Genomic DNA, 18,563 nt, shown 5'->3' on the forward strand with positions numbered 1-18,563 from the left:
ACGAAACGCGATGAGACGCGGTGGGGTGCACCTCGGGCCACGGCCTCTGCTTCGTTCTCGGCGAGAACGTCGTAACGGCCGGCCCGCGGAGCGTCGGACGACGCTGCGCGGGCCGACCGATGATCGGTGAAACCGCAGGTCAGCCCACCTTGGGGAAGCCGACAGGCGTGCATCAAGTACTAGGCGAGGCCGAGCAGGCCGCGGTGCGGCAGGCGATTCTTGATCACGGGCCGTACGACGTGGGTCTGGGCGGGCAGTTGTGGACGCGGCGGCTGGTGGGTGAGCTGATCGCGAAGTTGTACCGGGTGCGGCCGACCGAGTCGGGTGTGGGCAAGTACCTCAGGCGGTGGGGCCTGTCCTTCCAGCGTTCCGACAAGCGGGCCGTCGAGCAGGACCCGGAAGCGGTTCGGTGGTGGCACGAGGAGACCTGGTCCACGATTCGCGCGAAGGCGAAGGAGGACGGGGTGAGGTCCTCTTCGCCGACCAGGCCGACATTCGTTCCGACCAGGTCAGCGGTCGGACCTGGGGCGAGAAGGGCAGGACTCCCGTCGTGCGGCGCACGGGCAGCCGGTTCTCCGTGAACGCGATGTCGCGATCAGCACGAAGGGCCGGATGCACTTCAAAGTCTTCACCGAGCACTTCACCGCCGAGGTGATGGGCCGCTTCCTGGACCGTCTCGCCGGCCACTTCGACCGCAAGGTCCACCTCGTGGACGGCGGACACTCGCCCACCGCTCGAAGAAGGTCCGGGACTGGCTCGCCGCCCACCCGGACGCCGTGGAACTGCACTTCCTGCCGCCGTACTCGCCTGAGCTGAACCCTGACCAGACCCCGGGCGGCACGATGAAGGTGACCACCGTCCGCCAGCCGCTGGGCGTCGTCGCTGTCATCACGCCGTGGAATTCCCCGCTCACGCCGGCCGCGTGGAAGCTCGGGTGTACAGCCGTCGGCGGCGTCCTGGACGTCCAGGACGCCCTGGTCGAAGTGCCAGGCCAGGGACGGGCGAGCGTCGGGGCCGATGGTGCATAGGCAGTCCGAACCCACCAAGGTTCGGGGGCGGCGGGTGAGTTCCGGATCGTAATGAGGCTTCTCCCCGCAGCGTCATTTGGAGCTTTTCGGGCGACACGCCCCTAAACTCGCCCTGGACGTGGTGCTGGCCGACGAGGCCGCCGTGCCCGACCGCGGTGTGCTGACCGAGGCCGCGAAGGGGTTCGGCGGCGCCGCGGTCGAGTTGGCGCCGGTGGCCCGGCCCGACGGAAGCCCCAGGCACGACCCGAAGCTGTTGGCCGCCGCGTACGACCGTATTTTTCGGATGCATGGAAGGATCGGCCCATGGCGATGACGGCAGCAGTGAAGGACGAGGTTTCCCGGCTCCCCGTCACCCGGACCTGCTGCAGGAAGGCGGAGGTCTCCGCCATGCTGCGGTTCGCCGGCGGCCTCCACCTGGTGAGCGGGCGCATTGTGATCGAGGCGGAGCTGGACACGGCGATGGCCGCCCGCCGCCTCAAGCGGGATGTCCTGGAGATCTTCGGCCACAGCTCCGAACTGATCGTGATGGCACCGGGCGGGCTGCGCCGCGGTTCGCGCTATGTCCTCCGGGTGGTCGCGGGCGGCGATCAGCTGGCCCGCCAGACCGGCTTGGTGGACGGCCGGGGGCGCCCGATCCGCGGCCTGCCTCCGCAGGTGGTCTCGGGGGCCACCTGCGATGCCGAGGCGGCGTGGCGCGGGGCCTTCCTGGCGCACGGCTCCCTCACCGAGCCGGGCCGCTCCTCCTCACTGGAGGTGACCTGCCCCGGCCCCGAGGCGGCGCTCGCCCTGGTCGGCGCCGCCCGCCGGCTGTCGATCGGCGCCAAGGCCCGCGAGGTGCGCGGCGTGGACCGGGTCGTCGTCCGTGACGGCGACGCGATCGGTGCCCTGCTCACCCGGCTCGGCGCCCACGACTCGGTGCTGGCCTGGGAGGAGCGCCGGATGCGCCGCGAGGTGCGCGCCACGGCGAACCGGCTGGCCAACTTCGACGACGCCAACCTGCGCCGCTCGGCCCGCGCGGCCGTCGCCGCCGGTGCCCGGGTGCAGCGCGCCCTGGAGATCCTCGCCGACGACGTCCCGGAGCACCTCGCCGCGGCCGGCCGGCTGCGCATGGAGCACAAGCAGGCCTCCCTGGAGGAACTGGGCGCGCTCGCCGACCCGCCGCTGACCAAGGACGCCGTCGCCGGGCGGATCCGCCGACTGCTCGCCATGGCCGACAAGCGCGCCGCCGACCTCGGCATCCCGGGCACGGAGGCCAACATCGGCGAGGAGCTCGCCGACAACCTCGTCGGCTGACACCGCGGAAGGGACCAACGGCGGCATCGAGCCTGTTTCATCTTGAAGTTCCTGGTCAAGAGGCTGGTGCGGGACCGGGTGCGGTTGCTCGTGCCGGTCGGTGGCGGAGTTTGAGGCAAAGCGTGTCGACGGTCGGCGAGCTGGGCTTCGAGAGCGTCGAGTCGGCGGCGTAGGTTGAACTCGCGGACTTGTAGGTCGGGCATCCGGGTGCGTAGTGCGTCGATGGTGATCTGCTGTTCCTGGTAGACCTCGATCATGCGGGTGATGGCCGTTTTGCGGCGGATCGCCTTGGCCTTGTCCATCGCGGCTTGAGGGCCCCACCGGCTTCGTCCTGGTGCGGCTGGCCCGCTCCTCCTCACGTGCCACCCGCAGGTCCAGGTGATCCTGCATCAGCTGCCGCAGCAGCAGATCACCGGCTGGTCTCCCGGACGAAGAGAACCGCGGTCTTGCGGAGGATCTCCTTTTCCTTGCGCGCAGTTGTTTGACCTCGCGGCACAGCCGGGCGAGTTCTTCCTTCTTGTCGCTGGTCGGCCTCAGGTGTTCCCCGGTATCCACCCGGTCCTGGTCGGCCCAGGTGCGGATGGTCCGGGCAGACGGCTCGAACTCCTTCGCCGGCTCCTTTGGCGACCGGCCGGCCCGGGCCAGCTCGACTGTCCGGCAACGGAACTTGGGCGGGTAGGTCGGGTGTGTTCTGGTGCTGTGAACTGCTCTTGCGGGGTCTCCGGTGTCCCGAAGCGAGGGGGGGTGTGCCTCAAGCCGGGGAAGGTTCATTTCTCGGTATGTACGTCCGTGTGGTGCCTGGGCCGGCTGTTTCACGCGTCGTGGTCACGGTGAGCTCGGGCGGGGAGGGGGCCTCTCCAGGAGTTCGGCGTCCCGGGCGGTGATCGTGAGGCCGTACCCCGGCTGGGTGAGACCCTGGGCGATGCCGAGGCCGATGTCGCGGGAGGCTCCCGTGACGAGCGCGGCCAAGCGCTCGTCTTTCGGGGAATCCGTTGTGACTGCCTGGGTGTTCACGAGGTCCTCCCTTCCGCGAGTGCGCGCAGTCCCGCCGCCGCGAGCAGGGGGACGGCGTCGCCGACCGTTTCGAATCCGCGGCCGACGGTCATTCCGGCTTGGTGGCGGGCGTGGATGCCTTCGGCGATCACGGCGATCTTGAAGTAGCCGAGGCCGAGGTAGAAGGCGAGCCGTCCCAGATCCCGGCCGGAGACGCGGGCGTAGCGCTCGGCGAGGTCGCGGGGGGAGGGGAGCCGGTTGCTGGTGGAGGCGGCGGAGCCGCCCAGTACCGGGTCGAACGCGGGGTCCCGGTAGACCAGGGTCATGCCCAGGTCGGCGAGCGGGTCGCCGATGGTGGCCATCTCCCAGTCGACGAGTGCGCGGATCGTACCCGGGTCGGCCGGGGCGAGGATGGCGTTGTCGATGCGGTAGTCGCCGTGGACGATGGCTGCGCCGCTCTCGGCGGGCACCTCGGCGGCCAGGCGCTGGTGGAGGGTGTCGATGTCGGGCAGGTCGCGGGTGGCGACGCGTGACCACTGGTCGCGCCAGCGGCGGACCTGCCGGGTCAGGTAGCCCTCGGGCCGGCCGAAGCCGGTGAGCCCGGCCTCCTCGTACGGTACGGCGTGCAGCCGTGCGAGCACGTCGACGAGGGCGCCGGCGCAGTTGTCGATGTCCGTCTGGGACAGGGTGTGGAGGTCGTCGTGGGTGCGCAGCACCGTGCCCGCCACGTGGGAGACGATGCAGAACGGCGCGCCGAGCACACCGGGGTCCTCGCACAGGGCCACCGTCCGGGCAACCGGTATGCCGGTGCCCTGTAGCGCGGCGACGATCCGGTACTCGCGCCCCACGTCGTGCGCGGACGGGGTCAGGACGCCGAGCGGGGGGCGGCGCGCGACCCAGCGGGAGTGGCCGTCGGTGACGAGATAGGTCAGGTTGGAGCGGCCGCCGTGCAACAGCTCGGCCCGCAGCGGGCCGGCGGTGTCCGGCACATGGGCCTCGAAGTACTGCTGGAGGGCCGCCAGGTCCAGGCCCTGGGGGCTCGCAGCCTCGGCGGTCACGGCTGTCCTCCCGCGGTCCGGCCGTCCAGGTGGCGTCGGACGACCCGGCGGGCGATCGCCCAGCGGTGGGTCTCGGAGGGGCCGTCGTAGATGCGGAACGGGCGCACCTCGCGCAGGAAGCGGGAGAGCAGGATGTCCCCGGAGACGCCCAGTGCGCCGCAGATCTGCAGCGACCGGTCGACGACCCGCCACACCGCCTCGGCGGTGAACGTCTTGGCGATCGCGGTGGACTGCGCCCCGGAGCGGCCCTGGTCGAGCTCCCGGCAGGCCTGCAGGATCAGTCCGCGCGAGGCGGCTACGTCGATCTCGTTGTCGGCGATCATCTGCTGGACCATGCCGAGTTCCGCGAGTCGGGAGCCGAACAGCTGCCGGTCGGCGGCGCGGGCCACCGCGATGTCCTGGGCGCGGCGGGCGATGCCCAGCCAGCGCATGCAGTGCGTCATCCGGGCGGGGCCGAGCCGGACCTGCGCGTACTCGAAGCCCTTGTCGACCTCGCCGAGCACCGCCTCGTCCGGCACGACACAGCCGTCGAAGAGCACCTCGCAGTGTCCGCCGAAGAAGGCCTCGTCCAGCGTGTCGATGTGCCGCACGATCTTCATTCCAGGGTTATCGGCATCGACGAGGAACATCGTTGCCCCGCCCCGGGTCCCCGGTTCACCGGAGGTACGGGCCATGCAGATCGCGTACGCCGCGCCGTCCGCGCCGGTGATGAACCACTTGCGGCCGTCGATCCGCCAGCCCCCGGGCACCTTCTCGGCGCGGGTCGTCAGCGCCGACGGGTCGGAGCCGGCACCCGGCGCCGGCTCGGTCATCGCGAAGCACGACCGCACCCGGCCCTCGGCGAGCGGGCGCAGGTAGCGCTCCTTCTGTTCCGCGGTGGCGATCGCCTCCAGCATGTGCATGTTGCCCTCGTCGGGGGCCGCGATGTTCAGGGCGAGCGGACCGAACAGCGAGTAGCCGGCCTCTTCGAACACCAGGGCGCGGCCACGCATGTCCAGACCGTGACCGCCGTATTCGGGGGAGACGTGCGGGGCGAAGACCCCGGCCCCGCGGGCAGCTTCCTGAAGGCGCGTCCGCAGCGCCTCCCCTCCGGTGGCGGAGACCCCGCCGTGTTCCTCCTCGGCCGGGATCACCACCTCGCGGACGAACTCCGCCGTACGGCGGGCGAGATCCTCGAGCTCGGGGCTGTGGTCCGGGTTCACGGGCAACGGTGCCTCCTGACGCCGGGCAGGTTCGTGCACTGCACGGTCTCCAGCCTGGCTAATAGACGTTAGCCACATGACAACGGGCCATTGTGCTGCTTGTCAAGGCTAGCGGGGATTCACCCTCTGGCTGTCTTCAGATCCCGCTAACATGTACTAGCCGAATCTCGCAGCCCACGCCGAGGAGTCTTCCGTGCCGCAGCCCGTATCCATCGAGACACTGCTGTGAACCGGCCCGGCGGCACCCCGCGCGCCGACGCGATCCGCGCCGCAGCCCTGGAACTGTTCACCCGGCGCGGGTACGAGGCCACCACCATGGCCGACATCGGCGCGGCCATCGGCGTCCGCGGGCCGAGCCTGTACAAACACGTCAGTTCCAAACAGGCGCTGCTCGCGCAGATCATGATCGGCACGATGGACGCGCTGCTCGCCGCCCACCGGACCGCTGTCGCCGGGACCGAGGACCCCGCCGAACGGCTCAGGCGCGCCACCGAGGCCCACGTCCGCTACCACGCGCGGCACCGACTCGAGGCATTCGTCGGCAACCGGGAGATCCGCAGCCTCGAGGAACCGCACAGCACCGCGGTCCTGGACCGGCGCGACGCGTACCAGAAGGCGTTCCGCGAGCTGGTCGAGGCCGGGGTCGCCGCGGGACGCTTCCACGTCGCCTCGGCCCGCCTGGCCTCGTACGCGATCCTGGACCTCGGGATGGGCGTGGCCGTCTGGTACCGCGAGGACGGAGAATTGACGGAAGATCAGATCGTGTACCAGTACGGCGACTTCGCCCTCCTCCTGGTGGGCTCCGGATGACGTGTTCGCGCCCTCGGGTCGGTGCCCGCCCTCCGCCGCGAGCGGGCACGGGGAGATTTCCGCGGCGGATCCGAAGCGGCGAGGTGTCGTGTCCATCTGGGATTTCATGGGGGCACCGATGTCAAGTAGCCGAGACTCAAAGGGGGTTGAGGGGAAATTCTTCGGTTTCGGTACGGGTGGTGCAGGACCGTTGCCCCACGGGTGCGCCCTATGCATAATGAGATTCCACGTCCATAAAATTAGACGCTGTATCGGCGAGGGGGCCTGGTGAAGCCGCGCTCATCCCTCCGACGATCCTGACCGACGTCCCGGCGGACGCGAAGATCAACGAGGAGGAGGTCTTCGGCCCGGTGATCTCCTCTACCCCTACGACGACATCTCCGAGGCGATCCGCCACATCCAGGTCCGCCCGGCGGCGCTGTGCTCCTACTACTACGGGGAGGACGGCCCGGACCTTCCGGGCGTTCGTGCGGGGCGCCACGTCGGGCGGCGTGACCCGCAACGACTGCTTCGCCCACCAGACCGTCCCCGGCGCACCGTTCGGCGGGGTCGGCCACTCCGGCTACGGCGCCTACCACGGCAAGGCCGGCTTCGACGAGTTCACCCACCGCCGTACCGTCGCCGCACCCGAGGGGGATCGTCCGTTCGCGGCGGGCTCCACGGGCGAGGCGGTCCTGCACCCGGACGTCGAGACCGGACTCGACCAGTTCGTCGCCGGCGAGGTCGCGGCCCTGCGTAGTCGCCTCGGGCGCTGACCCGCGACCCGACCCGTCGGGACGTCGAACAGCCCACCACCGTGAGGGTGGTGGGCTGTTCGACGTCCTCCTGCGCGCTGCCGTCGACGGCGGCCCTTCCGTAGGCCGTGCCGGACCGGTGTCCCGTCGAGCGAGATGCGAGCTGCTCGGCGGACCGGCCCGCGGGTCGGTGCACAGAACGACGCGCGGGCCGCTCGACGGGCCGACAAGCGGGCCGTTTCGCGGAGCGTCCCGCTCGACGGCCCGCGCGGGTGCGTCCCGGCGTGCGACCGGTCGCCGGACCGCGTGCGGTCAGACGTCGGCCACGTCGAGGCGGCCGCCGAAGTACGCCGCCCGGATCCGGTCGTCCCGCGCGAGCATGGCCGTGTCGCCCTCCAGCGCGACACTCCCGGTCTCCAGGGCGATGGCGTGGTCGGACACGGCCAGGCCCATCGCGACGTTCTGCTCGATGAGCACCACGGTCGTGCCCTCGGCGGAGATCTCCTCGACGATCTCCGCCACCCGGTCCACGAGCTTGGGGGCGAGCCCGAGCGAGGGCTCGTCCATCAGCAGCAGCCGCGGCCGGGCCATCAGCGCGCGGCCGATCGCCAACATCTGCTGCTGGCCGCCCGAGAGGTAACCGGCCTTGTCCCCACGGCGGTCGGCGATCTCGGGGAACCGGGCGAAGACCGCGGCCAGTTCGTCGGCGACGGCTGCTTTGCCACGGCGGGTCCACGCCCCGGCGCGGAGGTTGTCCTCCACGCTCAGCTCCGCGAAGACCCGGCGCCCCTCCATCGTCTGGGCCATGCCCATGCGCACCCGCTGGGCGGGCGCGGCCCGGGTGACGTCCACCCCGTCGAGGAGGACGGAGCCGGACACCACCCGTCCTCCGTGACTGCCCAACAGGCCGGTGATCGCCCGCATCACCGTCGTCTTGCCGGCCCCGTTGGCGCCCAGCAGGGCGAGCGTGGAACCCGCGGGCACCACGGCCGACAGCCCCCGCACGGCGGGACTGCGCCGACCGTAGGCGACCGTCAGGTCCTTGATGCGCAGCTCCGCCGACCCCTGGGGCCTCGCACCCGCGGCCACCGTCAGTCTCCTGCCGGGTAGGGGTAGTCCAGGACGTCCTGGGTGACCTTCTGGTGGCACGCGGTCTCCTCGGTGCCGTCCTTGCCGGACTTCGACGGGACCAGCACGCAGTACTGCGTGTGCTGACCCCGGTCGGCCGCCGCGCCCCACGGGCGGGGGTAGTAGGTGGTCAGGTCCAGGGAGGACAGCGAGGCCTGGGCCCGCATGATGCCCGCCCGGGACAGGTCGCCCTGCTCGGCCGCCTTCGTCAACACCGCGTCGACCGCCGCCAGTTGGTTGTAGCCCCAGAGGAAGCCGACCGAGGGCCGGGCCTTGGGGGCGTACTTCTTCTGGTCCGCGAGCAGGCGGTTCATCCCCTCGTCGTCGGCGCCCCAGGGCAGGCCCTCGGTGACGATCACCAGGTGTTCGGTGGTGTAGTCGTACAGCGGTCCGTCGTTGAGGAACGGTCCCCAGGAACCGGCGTTGGCGATCCAGGTCGGCTCGAAGCCCTGCTCGATGGCCGCGGTCAGCACGTCCGGGGCCTCGGGGATCTGCGCGGTGCTCATCATCACCATGTCGCAGTCGGCCTTCTTGAGCTGCTGGATCTGCGTGGTCGGCTTCACGCCGGACTGGACCGCCAGGGAGGGGCCGGTCCGCATGCCCATCTTCTTCTCGGCGTACTCCACGACCGCGGTGGCCGTCTCGAACCGGGGCCCCTCGGTGGCCAGGGAGCAGAGCTTGCGCTTCTTGTTCTCGCCCCGGGTGAGGTACTCGGCGCCGTTGAGGAACTGGCTCTGCGCGGGCATCGCGATGGACAGGACGTGGCTCTGGTGGAAGAACTTGCCGTCCGCCGACGCGCTGAACACCAGGACGTCGTCCTTGCGGGCCTGGGGCAGCACCGCGTCGGTGGACAGCGTGCCCGTCACCAGGGCGTAGGCCGCGACCTCGCGCTTGGTGGCCTCGTAGGCCTGCGCGGTCTTGGAGGGGTCGTAGGCGGTGTCACGGGTGATCAGTTCGACGGGGTACTTCCCGGCGATGCCGCCGCGCGCGTTGAGGGCGTCCACGTAGGCCTTCGCGCCGGCCCCGATGGGGGCGAAGGACGAGGCGGCCGGGCCGGACATCACGTTGAGCACGCCCAGGGTGAGCGTGCGGCCGTCGAAACCGGGCGCCGTGGCGGCCGCGTCGTCCGGGCCCTTCGACTCGCCGCGACCGCAGCCGGCGGTGGCGAGCAGCGCGCCCACGGCGAGCGCCGCGAGAGCGGTTCTGGTGCGGGAGGGCATCACTTGACTTCTCCTTCGTCGGGGACCGTGCGGTCGGCCGGGGTCTCTTTCCATCGGCCGAGCAGTCGGGCCGCGCCGCCCAACAGGCCCTGCGGTTCCATGAGGAGCACCACCAGGATCAGCGCGCCGAAGATCAGGAGGTTGAACGAGCCCGCGGTGAAGAACCCGCTGTCCTCCGCGGTGCTCTTGATCAACCAGCCGAGCGCGGGACTGTCCGCGAACTCGGCGACGAGGAACTCCAGGCCGGGCAGGACCAGGGCGCCGACGACCGCGCCCGCGAGCCGGGTCACGCCTCCGACGATGACCACCGCCATGAGCAGCGTGACCATGGTGAAGCCGAAGTCCTCCGGGGCGATGTACTCCCGCAGGCCGGCCAGCATCGCCCCGCCCAGTCCGCCGAAGGCGCCGGCGAGCGCGAAGACGCCGATCTTCTCCCGTCGCACGTCGATCCCGATCGCCTCCGCGGCCCGCTCGTTGTCGCGCAACGCCACCCAGGTCCGGCCGGGCGCGCGACGCAGCAGGAAGGCGGCGAGCGCGAGGCAGGCGGCGGTCACCGCCCAGGTGGCCCAGAAGAGGCCCTGTTCGGGGGAGAAGGAGCCCAGCTCCTCGAAGTTCACCGGCCCGACGGACACCTCGACCGAGGAACTCGCCCTGCCCGAGGAGCCGCCCGTCAAGGAGGTGAGCTGGCGCGCGAGGTAGTCGCCGATGAGGACGACGCCGAACGAGACGATCGCCAGCTCCAGCCCCCCGAGCCGGACCGCCAACCAGCCGGTCACCGCACCGGCCAGCGCGGCCGCCGCCCCCGCCGCGAGGGCGAGGACCACGAAGCCGGGGTCGAAGCGGTCGGCGAGGGCGACGGCGAGATAGGCGCCCAGGCCCATGAAGAACGGCTGCGCGATCCAGACCGTGCCCGCCCGCCCCACCAGCAGGACCACGCCCGCACCGGCGAGCGCGAGCACCGCGCAGTAGGAGAGCAGGAACAGGATGTGGTCCTGAACCAGGAACGGCGTCACCAGATAGACGGAGGCGAGGCCCGCGAGGAGCAGTCGCCGGGCCGAGGGGGGCACTTCGCGTGGGCGCCGTCCCCGCGGCGGGGCCGACTCGGTGAGGAGGTTTTCTTGCATCACGCCCGCTCTCTCAGAAACGTCGCACGGCCCGGGTTCCGAAGAAGCCCTGGGGTCGCGCGACGAGCATCACGACGAGGATCAGGTAGGGGAGGACGCCGGGGAATCCCGCGCCGAGCGGCTCCAGCACCGAGGACTGGAGCAGGATCGCGAACTGCTGCGCCACGCCCAGGATGAGCCCGCCCAGCAGTGCGCCCAGGGGGGAGTCGATGCCGCCCAGCACCATGGCCGGCAGCGCGGCGAATGCCGCGATGCCCAGGGTGCTGTTGACGCCGGACGCGCCGGCGGCGAGCAGGATGCCCGCGACGGCCCCGAGCGCGCCCCCCAGGCTCCAGGCGAAGACGGTGACCGTCCGGGTGCTGATGCCCTGGGCCACCGCGGCCTCCTCGTCGCTGACGGCGGCGCGCATCGCCAGCCCGATCGGGCTGAAGCGGATGAGGGCGAAGACCGCGAGGAGCAGCACGGCACCGGTCGCGGCCGTCCACACGTCCGACAGCGCGAGCACGCTCCCGCCGACCTCGACGACCCGCAGTCCCCAGGGGTCGCCCAGATCGCGGGCCTCGTCGCCCCACAAGCCCGCGACCAGCGCCTGGACCACGAACAGCAGGCCCACCGTCGCCATCACAGCCGGGAAGTGCGCCTTCTTGCTGAAGCGCCGCAGCAGCGTCATGCCGGTCAGCATCGACAGCAGGGCGCCGACGAGCAGCGAGACCAGGGCCGCCACCAGGAAGGGCAGCCCCCACACCACACCGACCTGGTAGGTGGTGAACGCGCCGATCAGGACGAACGCGCCCTGGGCGAAGTTGAGGATCCCGGTCGCGGAGTAGACCACCACGACGCCGACCGCCAACAGTGCGTATCCGGCTCCCAGCGCGAGGCCGGAGACCAGCGCCTGGAAGATCTCCGCCTGGGTCATTCCGCACTCCTTCGGCCCAGATAGGCATCGATGACACGGGGGTCCTGTCGGATCTGTTCCGGGGTCCCCGTCGCGACCTCACGGCCGAAGTTGAGGACGAGCACGCGGTCCGCGAGCGTCAGCACCAGCGGCATGTCGTGCTCGATGAGCAGGATCGCCAACTCGGGGCGCTCCTCGCGGAGCGCTCGGAGGTGTCCGGCGAACTCGGCTGACTCCTCGGGGTTGAGCCCGGCCACCGGTTCGTCGAGCAACAGCACGGCGGGCTCCATGGCGACCGCCCGTGCGAGTTCCACGACCTTGCCCACCCCGTGGGGGAGGGTCTCCACCGTCCGGTCGGCGACCTCGCGGAGCCCGTACCGCTCGATCAGTGCGGCGACGACCGCACGGCTGGCGGCCTCCTCGCGGCGGGCGCGCAGCGGTCTCAGCGTGGTGGCCAGGGACCCGGTGCGCATGGCGTGCCGACGTCCCAGCAGGAGGTTGTCGCGGACCGTCAGCGTCTCGAACAGCGCCAGGTGCTGGAACGTGCGCGCGACGCCCGCCCGGACGACGGCCGAGGGGCGCAGTCCGGTGACGTCCCTGCCCGCGACGCTCACCGAGCCGGTCCGCGGCCGGGACACCCCCGTGACGCAGTTGAACAGTGTCGTCTTGCCGGCGCCGTTCGGGCCGACGGTGGCGAGGAGTTCGCCGCGGCGCAGGGTGAAGTCGATGTCGTCGAGCACCTGGTGCGCGCCGTACCGCTGACCCAGGCCGCGCACCTCGAGCACGGTCTCGGGTCGGTCGAGGGCGTCGGGCGCGCTCTCGGGCGCCGTCGCCGCCGGTGGGGAGGGAGCCACATGTATCTCCTCGTCGCACGGGTAGGGCGTCGGTCCCGCGGGCGCCGGGTCGACGTCCGGCGGTCCGGATCCCACCGTTATGAAACATGTGGTCTCACAATATGTACGACGGGTCACGGACGTGCAAGAGTTTTGAGATGGGTGAATTTGAAACTGTCGCACCGGCCCGGCGGTCCGTCGCGCCCGACGGGGAAGGCGGTGGCGGGCTCGGCGGTGATGTCGACCCCGGGTTCGGGGTGGCGTCCGGGGTTTAGCGGAAAAGTCCGCCGCGCGACAGGGGGTAATCCGGCCGTCCGCTGTTAGGGTGTGCCGCCGTCGCCCTTATTGCGACTTGCGAGTTCGAAACTCGCGCCCATCCATCGGCGCAGGGAGATGATCCATGGCTCAGGACATGGTCGACGGGACGAGGGACGACGCTTCCTCCCCCGGGACGCAAGCGGCACCGACCGAGCGAGGGAAGGCCGCCCGCAAGCGGCGGGTGCTCGTCTCGAGCTTCCTCGGCGGCCTGATCGAGTGGTACGACTTCAACCTCTACGGCATGGCCTCGGCCATCGTGTTCGCCGCGCTGTTCTTCCCGGAAGGGAACTCCTCGGTCGCCCTGATGGGCGCCTTCGCCACCTTCGCCGTGGGCTACGTCGCCCGCCCCCTGGGCGGTGTGATCGCCGGCCACCTGGGCGACCGGATCGGACGCAAGCGCGTCCTGGTCGTGACGCTCCTGGTGATGGGCCTCGCCACCACGGCCATCGGCCTGCTCCCCACCTACGCCAGTATCGGCGTGTGGGCACCCGTCCTGCTGATCCTCGTCCGGCTGGTCCAAGGCGTGTCGGTCGGCGGCGAGTGGGGCGGCGCGCTGCTGATGGCGGTCGAGCACGCACCTCCGAAGCGCAGAGGACTGTGGAGCGCCGCGTCCCAGCTGGGGCCCGCCGGCGGCGTGATCATGGCGACGCTGGTCTTTCGGCTGGTTTCCGACTTGCCCCAGGAGCAGTTCCTGGGGTGGGGCTGGCGGCTGCCGTTCCTGTTCAGCCTCGTCCTCGTGGCGATCGCGGTCTGGATCCGCTCCGGGACCGACGAGACCCCGGTGTTCGAGAAGGCCCAGCCCGTGGTTCGCGAGGGCCGCATCCCGCTGATGCAGGTGCTCACGCGGGACCGCCGTCCGCTGCTCCTGGTCGTGATGCTGACCCTGAGCATCTCGCTGACCGGCACCGTCGTGCTCGTCTACACCCTGTCGTACGCGATCGGCTCGGGCTACAGCAGCAGCACGGCACTGTCCGCGCTGCTCATCGCCTCCCTGGTCAACCCCGTGACCACGCTGATAGGAGCAGCGGCGTCCGACCGCTTCGGGCGCAGACCGGTCTACGTCACCGGCATGGCCCTGATGCTCGCCACGTCCTTCGTGCTCTTCCCGCTGGTGGACTCGGGCTCCTCGTCGATGCTGCTGGTCGCCTTCATCCTCGGGTACGGCTGCCTGGGCCTCGCCGTCGGCGCGCACGGCGTCATGATCTCCGAGCTGTTCCCCTCCAACGCCCGTTACACCGGCGTCTCGCTCGGTTACCAGTTCACCTCGTCCGTCGCCGGTATGGGCCCGCTGATCGCGAGCGCGCTGATGGCGTGGGGCGGCGGGAACCCGGTCTACATCACCACGTTCCTGGCCGTCATCTACGTGGTGAGCGGGGCCGTGGCGATCTTCGCGGTGCCGGAGACCAACCGGTCGGACATCGCCCGCTACGCCGAATAGCCGTCGGTGCCGCCGCACGGGCGGCACCGACACCGGCCTTGCCGATGAGGGACGGATCGTCCGGTCGGACGGCCACGAGGAATCGGCCCGCCCCCTACGGAGGGGACGGGTCGATTCCTCGGCGTTCTCGGGCCGGACGCAGGACGCCGGACGCCGGGGCCGGGCGACATGTGCCGCCCGACGGCGGTCAGGTGCCGAGCAGTCGATGGACCGCGGCCGTGTCGTGGTAGAAGACGTCCAGCTTCCTGATCGAGCCCTCCGCGACCGTGTACAGCTCGACGATGCGCGTACGGAGGCGCTCGCCGGTGTCGCGCACCACGAGGGTGACCTCGACCCGGGCCATGACGAGATCGCCGGCGTCGCTCAGGCGGATGTCCTCGATGTCCAGTCGCACCACGGAGTTGACCGCACGCAGCATGTCCAGGAGCCCGGTGGGGCCGTGGTAGGCGCCCCCGTAGGGCAGGGACGCCGGCTCCAGGGCCACGAAGTCGTCAGCCACCATCGACAGCGCCTGCCGCATGGTCTCCCGCGCGGCGAGCAGGCGTAGGAACTCGGAGAGGGCGGCGACGTTGGGCGAGAGCGCGGACGACGACCCTTCCTCGGCGGAGGGGGCGGGACGCCCGGGGGCCGCGGACGCGGTGAGGGGCGGGGCGTCGGTGAGGGAGTGGGGGCGGGTGTCGGGTGTGCCGGTCATGGGTCTTCCCTCGTGGTCGCGTTCCTGCGGTGTGCCGCGAGGGCCGTGGTCCGTCCCCCGCCGATGTCTGTCGATCGCCCTCCCCGGAGGGAGGGTGCGCGCGGCCCGTGTCCGTCGGACGGTCGGCGGACGCGGGCCGACGGCGGACCGGGAGGTCCGCTCATGCCGAGGCCGCCGACACCCCCCGAGGGCGTCGGCGGCGGTTCGTGGGGAGGACCGCGGGGCCGCTCCTGGACGGAGCGGCGTGGCGGCGGTCCTCGGACGAGGCCGTGACGGCGGTGCGCAAGCTCGGGACCGGTGGTCGGACGGTGGCCGGGACGCCGGTACGGGCGTCGGCCGAATCCGGTCCGACCGGGTCCGGGCTCACTGGTACATGGCGTCGATCGTCGACGCGTACCTGCTCAGCACCACGCGGCGCTTGAGCTTGTTGGACGCGGTGATCTCGTGACCGCCCACCTCCCACGGCGTCATGATCAGCGTCCAGGTCTTGATCTGCTCGACGGCGGCGAGGTCCTTGTTGGCGGCGTCCACCTGCCGCTGCACGGCCGCGCGGAAGCCCTCGTCCCGGCCCAGCGCATCGTCGTCGAGCCCGGCCGTCTCCGGATGGGCGCGGCGGTAGCCGGCCACGCCCTCCGGGGACGCCACCAGCAGTGCGGACACGTACGCCCGGGAGTCGCCGGTGGCGACCGCCGTGCCGACGAGCGAGCCGGCCAGGATGATGCGGCTCTCGATGCGGACCGGCGAGATGTTCTTGCCGTTGGTGTTGATGATGAGGTCCTTCTTGCGGTCCACCATCTTGAGCTGGCCGAGCTCGTTGAGCACGCCGATGTCGCCGGTGTGCAGCCAGCCGTCGGCGTCGATCGCGTCCCGGGTCGCCTCGGGCTTGTTGCGGTAGCCGCGCATCAGCCGCGGCCCGCGCAGGAGGATCTCGCCGTCCTCGGCGATCCTCAGCTCCATGCCCGTGGCGACGGGACCGGCGTAGCCGATGCGGTACTCGTCGGAGAGCCTGCCGGGGGTGGCCAGGGCGCAGCACTCCGTCGAGCCGTAGCCCTCGCGGACCGGCAGGCCCAGGCCGAGGAAGTACCGCAGCAGGGCCACGTCCACGTAGGCGCCGCCGACCACCGCGTACTCCACGGCGTCCAGGCCGACGACCGCCAGCAGGTCCGTGCGCTCGGGGGCGAGCTCCTCCCACTCGCGCCGCAGTTCGGCCGGTACCGTGCCGCCCGCCTGCTCGGCGTCGGTCAGCTGTTCGCCGAGCGCACCGGCCCGCCGCAGACGCGCGCGGCGCTCCTCGTCGGGCTGGGCGTCGATGTAGGCCTCGATCAGGCTGCGGAAGCGCTCCAGGGAGCGCGGCACCAGGAAGATCATCGCGGGTCTGACGCGGAGGTACATGTTGTTGAGCTGCCTGAGGTCCGGACAGAAGGTCACGCAGTGCCCCTGGGTGACCGCCAGGTAGTAGGAGATGATCCGCTCTCCGACGTGGGCCATCGGCATGCCCGACAGCAGGCGCCGACCGGCCTCCAGGGGAGCCGCCTCGTGATACGTGTCCACGGTGTGCAGGATCGCGGAGTGCTGGAGCTCGACGCCCTTGGGCAGGTCGGTGGTGCCCGAGGTGTAGATGACGGTGGCGACGTCCTCGGGCGAGACCGCCCGCCAGGTGCGGGCGAAGTCGAAGCCCTCGGGCGCGGGCCGGAGCAGGAGCTCGCCGTAGGTGTGCGTCCGCACGCCCTCCAGGGCCTCCACCTGCGCGTGGTCGAGGACGATCAGGTGGTCGACCGACAGGCCGTGGTGGGCGATCGCCTCCCGCAGCCCCGCCTCCAGCGAGGGCTCGGTGACGACGACACGGGAGCCCGAGTCGCCGATGTTGTAGGCGAGGTCGACCGGGGGGAGCGTCGAGTAGACCGAGGTCGTGGCCGCCCCGAGGTGGAGCGCGGCCAGGTCCAGGAGCTGGTGTTCGGGGCGGTTGGTCAGGAGCAGGGCGAGCGCGTCGCCGCGCCCCGTGCCCAGGGCGGCGAGGGCTCCGGCCAGGACCTCCACTAGGTCCGCCGCCTCCGACCAGCTCAGGCGCAACGAGTCGTCCTCGGTGCGCAGCGCCACCGCGTGCGGGTAGGCCTCCACCGTCAGCTGGAAGGCCTCGGGGAGCGTGGTCATGTCGAGGGTGCGGCGGAAGGGCCGCTGCTTCGGGTATCCCAGGGCCTGCAAGGACTCGTTCACGACGTGCCTCTCGTTCATCGGGGATTCTCGCCACGGGACGCTGCCGTTTGATAATAGACGGCAAGTCTCAATAATGGAACGGCTGTCGCGCGCGGGGAGGAGAGGACATGTGCGGTGCGTGCGGAGGCCCTTCGGGGGTGCGGGTCCCGCGGTGTCCGCCGTGTCGGGAAGTATCCACTGAACCTCTCGTTCCGGGAATGGAACGCCTTCGGGCCGCACCCGCCGACAGGCGGATGCGGCCCGAAGAACGGTCCGTGGGGATGCAGCGCGCCGGCGGGGCCGGTGCGCCGCATCGTGTGTGCGCGGGGTCCCGCGCGGCGGCGGGACGGCCGCTCAGCGCGGTGGGGCGAGCGCGTGCACCTCGTCGACGGCCTCGCCGATGTCCGCGCGGCGGGCCAGCAGCTTGCGGGCCAGGACGGTGACCCGGGGCCAGTTGACCGCGGTCACCCCCACCAGCGTGCCCGCGCCGTCGGAGTACAGGGCGGCCACCCGACGGCGGGGGCCGTCGGGTCCGTCCAGGACCTTGCAGTCCGCGGCCCCGGCGGGCCGCCCGACGACCTGCACCTTGTGGTCGTACTGGTCGCTCCACACGTACGGCAGGGCGTCCTGACGGCCCGGCCGGTCCGGGTGGACGATGTTGTGGGCGACGACGGCGGACTGGTCGACGGCGTTGGTCCAGTGTTCGGTCCGGCGGGCGTCGAGGTCCTCGGGACCGCGCCAGCGGGCGACGTCGCCGACGGCGTGGACGCCCTCGGCGCCCACCGCGCGCCCGTACTCGTCGCAGGCCACCCCGTCGGCGACGTGCAGACCGGAGCCCGCGAGCCACTCGACGTTCGGCAGCACGCCGATGCCGACCACGACGGTCGCCGCCTGCAGGACGGTGCCGTCCGCCAGGCGCACCTGGAGGTCCCCGCGCCGTCCCCGTACGTCCTCGACGCCGACCCCGAAGCGGGTGACGACCCCGTGCCGTGTGTGGATGTCGGTCAGCAGGCCGGCGATCTCCGGCCCGACCGAGCGGGCCAGTGGCATCGGATCCGGGTCGACCACGGTCACCGGGAGGCCGAGCAGGACGGCGGTCGCGGCGGCCTCCATGCCTATGAACCCGCCGCCCACGATCACCACCGGTCCGCCCGCCGAGAGGTCCCCGCGCAGGGCGAGCGAGTCGGCCAGCTCGCGGATCAGGTGCAGGCCCGATTCGACCTGCCAGGGGGAGGGTCGGGCCCGGCAGCCGGTGGCGATGACACAGTGGTCGTAGGCGAGGCTCTGTCCGTCGTCCAGCAGCACATGTCTGCCGTGCACGTCCAGGCCCCGGGCCGCGGTCCCCGTCCGCAGTTCGACGCCCGCCTCGCGCGCCTCGCTCTCGGTGAGCAGCGAGAGCCGCTGGGCGTCCCACTCGCCGGAGAGGAACTGCTTGGACAGCGGAGGCCGGTCGTAGGGCAGCTGCGACTCGGCGCCCAGCAGGACGATCCGGCCCCCGAAGCCCTCCTCGCGCAGGCCGAGCGCCGTGCGCACGCCGCCGACTCCGGTGCCGACGACGACCGCGGTGCCGTGCGTGTTCGGCTCGTTGGTTGAGGTCATGGC

16 protein-coding genes and 2 pseudogenes are annotated in these 18,563 nt (G+C 71.5%); 7 read left to right on the forward strand and 11 right to left on the reverse strand.

Going from position 1 to position 18,563, the window contains the following annotated elements:
* Positions 1-20 precede the first annotated feature (20 nt).
* From ABZ818_RS19970 to whiA, 4 genes and pseudogenes are all read left to right on the forward strand, one after another.
* Positions 21-827, forward strand: a pseudogene (locus tag ABZ818_RS19970) (IS630 family transposase); the annotation flags it as partial.
* A complete protein-coding gene (locus tag ABZ818_RS19975) occupies positions 813-1,028 on the forward strand; it encodes an aldehyde dehydrogenase family protein (RefSeq protein WP_361416233.1) in 216 nt (71 codons plus the stop codon). The pseudogene ABZ818_RS19970 and the gene ABZ818_RS19975, both read left to right, overlap by 15 nt.
* Before the next feature lie 55 nt (positions 1,029-1,083).
* Positions 1,084-1,341 (forward strand): annotated as a pseudogene (locus tag ABZ818_RS19980) (hypothetical protein); the annotation flags it as partial.
* The gene (gene whiA / locus ABZ818_RS19985) at positions 1,332-2,321 is read left to right on the forward strand and encodes a DNA-binding protein WhiA (protein ID WP_361416061.1); all 990 of its coding nucleotides are present in this window, start codon (positions 1,332-1,334) and stop codon (positions 2,319-2,321) included. The pseudogene ABZ818_RS19980 and the gene whiA, both read left to right, overlap by 10 nt.
* A gap of 825 nt (positions 2,322-3,146) precedes the next feature.
* Here the strand turns inward: whiA and ABZ818_RS19990 are convergent.
* The 3 genes from ABZ818_RS19990 to ABZ818_RS20000 are packed head-to-tail and all read right to left on the reverse strand — an operon-like array spanning position 3,147 to position 5,580.
* On the reverse strand, positions 3,147-3,335 hold the full coding sequence (locus ABZ818_RS19990; protein WP_361416063.1) for a hypothetical protein: 189 nt from the start codon (positions 3,333-3,335) through the stop codon (positions 3,147-3,149).
* Positions 3,332-4,372, reverse strand: a complete 1,041-nt coding sequence (locus ABZ818_RS19995; protein WP_361416065.1) for a phosphotransferase family protein — start codon at positions 4,370-4,372, stop codon at positions 3,332-3,334. The genes ABZ818_RS19990 and ABZ818_RS19995 overlap by 4 nt, the downstream gene beginning before the upstream one ends.
* The gene (locus ABZ818_RS20000) at positions 4,369-5,580 is read right to left on the reverse strand and encodes an acyl-CoA dehydrogenase family protein (RefSeq protein WP_361416067.1); all 1,212 of its coding nucleotides are present in this window, start codon (positions 5,578-5,580) and stop codon (positions 4,369-4,371) included. The genes ABZ818_RS19995 and ABZ818_RS20000 overlap by 4 nt, the downstream gene beginning before the upstream one ends.
* A gap of 219 nt (positions 5,581-5,799) precedes the next feature.
* Between ABZ818_RS20000 and ABZ818_RS20005 the strand changes: the two genes are divergently transcribed.
* Both ABZ818_RS20005 and ABZ818_RS20010 read left to right on the forward strand, forming a co-directional pair.
* Positions 5,800-6,384, forward strand: a complete 585-nt coding sequence (locus ABZ818_RS20005) for a TetR/AcrR family transcriptional regulator (RefSeq protein WP_361416069.1) — start codon at positions 5,800-5,802, stop codon at positions 6,382-6,384.
* Between the two features lie 233 nt (positions 6,385-6,617).
* Positions 6,618-7,139, forward strand: coding sequence for an aldehyde dehydrogenase family protein (locus ABZ818_RS20010; RefSeq protein WP_361416235.1), 522 nt, complete (start codon positions 6,618-6,620; stop codon positions 7,137-7,139).
* A 291-nt stretch (positions 7,140-7,430) separates the two neighbouring features.
* Here ABZ818_RS20010 and ABZ818_RS20015 read toward each other — a convergent pair whose 3' ends face one another.
* From ABZ818_RS20015 to ABZ818_RS20035, 5 genes are read right to left on the reverse strand one after another with little or no spacing between them, the layout of a single operon-like run.
* Positions 7,431-8,207 carry an ABC transporter ATP-binding protein gene (locus ABZ818_RS20015; protein ID WP_361416071.1) on the reverse strand — a complete coding sequence of 259 codons (777 nt, stop codon included), beginning with the start codon at positions 8,205-8,207 and terminating at the stop codon, positions 7,431-7,433.
* A 2-nt stretch (positions 8,208-8,209) separates the two neighbouring features.
* Positions 8,210-9,466 (reverse strand): ABC transporter substrate-binding protein, encoded by a 1,257-nt coding sequence (locus ABZ818_RS20020; RefSeq protein ID WP_361416073.1) that lies wholly within the window; start codon positions 9,464-9,466, stop codon positions 8,210-8,212.
* Positions 9,466-10,590 (reverse strand): branched-chain amino acid ABC transporter permease, encoded by a 1,125-nt coding sequence (locus tag ABZ818_RS20025; RefSeq protein WP_361416075.1) that lies wholly within the window; start codon positions 10,588-10,590, stop codon positions 9,466-9,468. Before ABZ818_RS20025 ends, ABZ818_RS20020 begins: the two co-directional genes overlap by 1 nt.
* A gap of 13 nt (positions 10,591-10,603) precedes the next feature.
* Entirely contained in the window at positions 10,604-11,506 is a 903-nt protein-coding gene (locus ABZ818_RS20030) for a branched-chain amino acid ABC transporter permease (RefSeq protein WP_361416077.1), read from the reverse strand.
* A complete protein-coding gene (locus tag ABZ818_RS20035) occupies positions 11,503-12,339 on the reverse strand; it encodes an ABC transporter ATP-binding protein (protein WP_361416079.1) in 837 nt (278 codons plus the stop codon). Before ABZ818_RS20035 ends, ABZ818_RS20030 begins: the two co-directional genes overlap by 4 nt.
* 379 nt (positions 12,340-12,718) lie before the next feature.
* On the opposite strand from ABZ818_RS20035, the gene ABZ818_RS20040 reads away from it, so the two are divergent.
* Positions 12,719-14,074 carry an MFS transporter gene (locus ABZ818_RS20040; protein ID WP_361416081.1) on the forward strand — a complete coding sequence of 452 codons (1,356 nt, stop codon included), beginning with the start codon at positions 12,719-12,721 and terminating at the stop codon, positions 14,072-14,074.
* A gap of 187 nt (positions 14,075-14,261) precedes the next feature.
* Here the strand turns inward: ABZ818_RS20040 and ABZ818_RS20045 are convergent, their stop codons facing one another.
* The 3 genes from ABZ818_RS20045 to ABZ818_RS20055 form a co-directional block, all read right to left on the reverse strand.
* Complete coding sequence (locus ABZ818_RS20045; RefSeq protein ID WP_361416083.1) at positions 14,262-14,768, reverse strand: nuclear transport factor 2 family protein; 507 nt, start codon at positions 14,766-14,768, stop codon at positions 14,262-14,264.
* A 363-nt stretch (positions 14,769-15,131) separates the two neighbouring features.
* Positions 15,132-17,000: an AMP-binding protein gene (locus tag ABZ818_RS20050; protein WP_361416085.1), complete on the reverse strand. Its 1,869-nt coding sequence runs from the start codon at positions 16,998-17,000 to the stop codon at positions 15,132-15,134.
* A 315-nt stretch (positions 17,001-17,315) separates the two neighbouring features.
* Entirely contained in the window at positions 17,316-18,560 is a 1,245-nt protein-coding gene (locus tag ABZ818_RS20055; protein ID WP_361416087.1) for an FAD/NAD(P)-binding oxidoreductase, read from the reverse strand.
* Positions 18,561-18,563: the final 3 nt, after the last annotated feature.

Origin of the sequence: Streptomyces sp. NPDC047453 (assembly GCF_040643155.1) — a bacterium.
Lineage (GTDB): Bacteria > Actinomycetota > Actinomycetes > Streptomycetales > Streptomycetaceae > Streptomyces.

Bases quoted from the DNA above. Each gene is read 5' to 3' on its own strand.
- whiA (WP_361416061.1), top strand. From the start codon at position 1,332: ATGGCGATGACGGCAGCAGTGAAGGACGAGGTTTCCCGGCTCCCCGTC.
- ABZ818_RS20020 (WP_361416073.1), bottom strand. From the start codon at position 9,466: ATGCCCTCCCGCACCAGAACCGCTCTCGCGGCGCTCGCCGTGGGCGCG.
- ABZ818_RS20025 (WP_361416075.1), bottom strand. From the start codon at position 10,590: ATGCAAGAAAACCTCCTCACCGAGTCGGCCCCGCCGCGGGGACGGCGC.
- ABZ818_RS20030 (WP_361416077.1), bottom strand. From the start codon at position 11,506: ATGACCCAGGCGGAGATCTTCCAGGCGCTGGTCTCCGGCCTCGCGCTG.
- ABZ818_RS20040 (WP_361416081.1), top strand. From the start codon at position 12,719: ATGGCTCAGGACATGGTCGACGGGACGAGGGACGACGCTTCCTCCCCC.
- ABZ818_RS20045 (WP_361416083.1), bottom strand. From the start codon at position 14,768: ATGACCGGCACACCCGACACCCGCCCCCACTCCCTCACCGACGCCCCG.
- ABZ818_RS20050 (WP_361416085.1), bottom strand. From the start codon at position 17,000: ATGAACGAGAGGCACGTCGTGAACGAGTCCTTGCAGGCCCTGGGATAC.
- ABZ818_RS20055 (WP_361416087.1), bottom strand. From the start codon at position 18,560: ATGACCTCAACCAACGAGCCGAACACGCACGGCACCGCGGTCGTCGTC.